Below are 3,858 nucleotides of genomic sequence, written 5' to 3' on the forward strand. Positions count from 1 at the left end.
TCGATATTTCAGGTCGGCGTAAATCGGCCCGGCTTTCGATCGCAGCCCCTCACCCCAGCCCTCTCCCGGGGGAGAGGGGGCCGATCTCGATGGCTTTCAAATCCTGAGTTCGGCTCGATATTTCAGGTCGGCGTAAATCGCCAAAACACCTCGGTCAGTCCCCTCTCCCTCTGGGAGAGGGTTAGGGTGAGGGCTTTCAGCTGACACGCCGCTCAATTCCGTGTTTACGCAGTTTTCTATAAAGGGTGTTGCGGCTTACGCCCAGTTGCTGCGCTGTATGGGTCATATGCCAGCGCGTCTGCTCCAGCGCATTGAGCAATGCAAGACGCTCGGCGTCGTCCAATGGCTGCGCGGCAATCTGCGCAGGCGCAGCCGCCGGTCGCGCCTGCCGAATCATCACCGGCAAATCCTCAACGCCGACCCGCCCGCCATCACACAACGCCGCCAGCGTGCGCAGGACATTGCGCAACTGCCGCACATTGCCCGGCCAGTTGAATGCGAGCAACGCCTGCCGCGCCGGTTCGTCGATCAGAATTGTTTCGTCCCCTGCCTCCTCGGCCAGGAGAAAATCCAGCAACTGCGATTTATCGCTGCGCTCACGCAATGCCGGCAACGCCACTTCCAGCCCGTTCAAGCGGTAATACAGGTCTTCACGGAAACTGCCGTCCGCGACTCGTTCGAGCAAATTGCGGTGCGTCGCACTGATGATGCGCACGTCTACCGCTTGCGGCTCGCCGCCAATCGGCACCACTTGCCGATCTTCCAGCACACGCAGCAAGCGCGTCTGCAACGCCAGTGGCATGTCGCCGATTTCGTCGAGGAACAAGGTGCCACCATCGGCCTGTTGCAGCTTGCCGCGCATGCCGTCCTTGCGCGCGCCGGTGAAGCTGCCGCCGCGATAGCCGAACAGTTCGCTCTCGATCAGGCTTTCCGGAATGGCCGCGCAATTGAGTGCGACGAAAGCATTGCCGCAGCGCTGGCTGGCCTGGTGCACAGCCTTGGCGAACGCCTCTTTGCCCGAGCCGGTTTCGCCGTTGATCAACAGCGGCACGTCGCGCTCGAACACGCGCAGGGCTTTGCGAAATTCCGCCTGCAACGCTTCATCGCCGAGGCAGATGCCGGACAGGCGTGGCGCTGGAGCAGCGATTGGCGCTGGAACAATGGCTGTCGGCTTGCGCGATTCGCCGCGCAACACGGCAAACAGATGTCGACCATCGCGGGTGCGCAGTGGCCAACTGGCGCTGGCGTTGGCACTCGCGCGGCCAAGCAGGTCATCCAGCGAACAATCGAAAAACGCTTCCACCGGTTTACCGAGCAAACCACCGCGAATATGCCCGAGCAGGTTCAGCGCGCTCTGGTTGACTGCGCTGATCCGCCCTTCGCCGTCAAACGCCAGCAGCCCTTCGCTGAACAGGCCGACGGACTCGGCCTGCAGATGGAAACGCAGCAACCATTGGTTGTCGAAACAGCGCAGGAAGTAGCAGCTCTCGATCATCTTCGCCGACAGATTGACCAGCGCCATGGTGTGAAACTGACTTTGCCGCGAGACGTCGGGCCGCGCCGAAGACACGTCGAGGACCGCCAGCAATTCACCATGGGGATCGAACACCGGGCTCGCCGAACAGGTCAGCCCCGTATGGCGGCCGCGAAAATGCTCGTCCTGGTGAATGGTCAGCGCCTGACGCTCGACCAGGCAGGTGCCGATGCCGTTGGTGCCTTCGCAGGCTTCGCTCCAGTCGGCGCCGAGCCAGAGCCCGGCGCGCTCGAAAATCTTCCGTTCGGTCGGCGCGGTGACGCAATTGAGGATCACCCCACGCGCGTCAGTCAGCAGCACCGCGTGGCCGGCGCCGGAGAGTTGCTGATGCAGGCTGCTCATCTCGGTGCCGGCGATTTGCAGCACTTGTTGCAGACGTTCGCGACTTTCCAGCACGCGGCCATGCTCGAGCACGGTTGGCGCCATGGTCACGGAAGGATCGAGGTGATAGTCCTCAAGGCAGCGCAGCCACGAACGGGCGATCGATGGATCGGCGCCGGGGCCATGCAGGTGCGGTTTGCCCTGGGTGACGGTGAGAACCTGGCGGGCATGGCGACTCAAATGGTTGTCGTGCATTTCTTATTGTTCTCCCCGAGAGGTCGACGCAATCCCATGTAGGAGTTGCCGCAGGCTGCGATCTCTTGATCTTGATCTTGAAAAACAAAATCAAAGGATCGCAGCCTTCGGCAGCTCCTACAGGTATTGCTGTTGGCTGAGGATCCCTCAGCCAACAGCGCATTGCAATGCCGGCAAGACTGTCCGGTCACGGGCTGTGCCGCAAGCGGTACAAACTGTCACTCGCGCTGTACCGAAACCGTCACAGCGGCTCTCCATTCGTCCGAGACAAACCGGCCAAGCCCTTGATTTGCCTGACCTGCACGGCAGTGGCCCGAGCCTTGCTCTACGCTTATAGCAAGCGCACTTGCGCGTTTCTCTAATAAGTACAAAGCCAAGGAGAACATCATCATGCGTTACGCCCACCCCGGTACTGACGGCGCCAAAGTCTCGTTCAAGAGCAAGTACGGCAACTACATCGGCGGCGAGTTCGTCGCGCCGGTCAAAGGTCAGTACTTCACCAATACCTCGCCAGTCAATGGCCAGCCAATTGCCGAATTCCCCCGCTCCACCGCCGAAGACATCGACAAGGCGCTGGACGCTGCCCACGCCGCCGCCGATGCGTGGGGCGCCACTTCGGTGCAGGCGCGCTCACTGATCCTGCTGAAAATCGCCGACCGCATCGAAGAAAACCTCGAACTGCTGGCGATCACCGAAACCTGGGACAACGGCAAAGCCATCCGCGAAACCCTCAACGCCGACATCCCCCTGGCCGCTGACCATTTCCGTTATTTCGCCGGTTGCCTGCGCGCTCAGGAAGGCAGCGCTGCGGAAATCGACGGCAACACCGTGGCCTACCACATTCATGAACCGCTGGGCGTGGTCGGCCAGATCATTCCGTGGAACTTCCCGCTGCTGATGGCCGCGTGGAAACTTGCGCCAGCGCTGGCCGCCGGTAACTGCGTGGTGCTCAAGCCTGCCGAGCAAACCCCGCTGGGCATCTGCGTGCTGATGGAACTGATCGGCGACCTGCTGCCGCCGGGCGTGCTCAACGTCGTGCAGGGCTTCGGCAAAGAAGCCGGCGAAGCACTGGCGACCAGCAAGCGCATCGCCAAGATCGCCTTTACCGGCTCGACCCCGGTCGGCTCGCACATCATGAAATGCGCAGCGGAAAACATCATTCCGTCGACCGTGGAACTGGGCGGCAAGTCGCCGAACATCTTCTTCGAAGACATCATGCAGGCCGAGCCGAGCTTCATCGAAAAAGCCGCCGAAGGCCTGGTGCTGGCGTTCTTCAACCAGGGCGAAGTGTGCACCTGCCCTTCCCGCGCACTGGTACAGGAGTCGATCTACGACGAATTCATGCAGGCCGTGATGAAGAAAGTCAGCCAGATCAAACGTGGCGACCCGCTGGACACCGACACCATGGTCGGCGCCCAGGCGTCGGAGCAGCAATTCGACAAGATCCTCTCGTACCTGGAAATCGCCAAGGGCGAAGGCGCGGAACTGTTGACCGGCGGCAAGGTGGAAAAACTCGAGGGCAGCCTGGCCACCGGTTATTACATCCAGCCGACCCTGCTCAAGGGCACAAACAAGATGCGCGTGTTCCAGGAAGAAATCTTCGGCCCGGTGGTGAGCATCACCACCTTCAAGGACGAAGCCGAAGCCCTGGCGATTGCCAACGACACCGAGTTCGGCCTCGGCGCCGGCCTGTGGACCCGCGACATCAACCGCGCCTACCGCATGGGCCGGGCGATCAAGGCCGGTCG

Annotated in this window: 2 protein-coding genes; one reads left to right on the top strand and one right to left on the bottom strand. The window is 61.7% G+C overall.

What is annotated here, in order from left to right; translation table 11 throughout:
* Positions 1-196: 196 nt before the first annotated feature.
* Positions 197-2,110 carry a sigma-54-dependent Fis family transcriptional regulator gene (locus D6877_RS06495; RefSeq protein ID WP_130910248.1) on the bottom strand — a complete coding sequence of 638 codons (1,914 nt, stop codon included), beginning with the start codon at positions 2,108-2,110 and terminating at the stop codon, positions 197-199.
* 390 nt (positions 2,111-2,500) lie between these two features.
* Here D6877_RS06495 and D6877_RS06505 point away from each other — a divergent pair.
* On the top strand, positions 2,501-3,858 hold a 1,358-nt coding region (locus tag D6877_RS06505; RefSeq protein WP_130910249.1), incomplete at its 3' end, for an aldehyde dehydrogenase family protein.

The sequence above is a fragment of the Pseudomonas sp. Sample_9 genome, from assembly GCF_004307535.1.
Lineage (GTDB): Bacteria > Pseudomonadota > Gammaproteobacteria > Pseudomonadales > Pseudomonadaceae > Aquipseudomonas > Aquipseudomonas mercuritolerans.

What these genes read in the sequence shown, in the direction of transcription:
- D6877_RS06495 (WP_130910248.1), bottom strand. Translation starts at nt 2,110, where the DNA reads ATGCACGACAACCATTTGAGTCGCCATGCCCGCCAGGTTCTCACCGTC.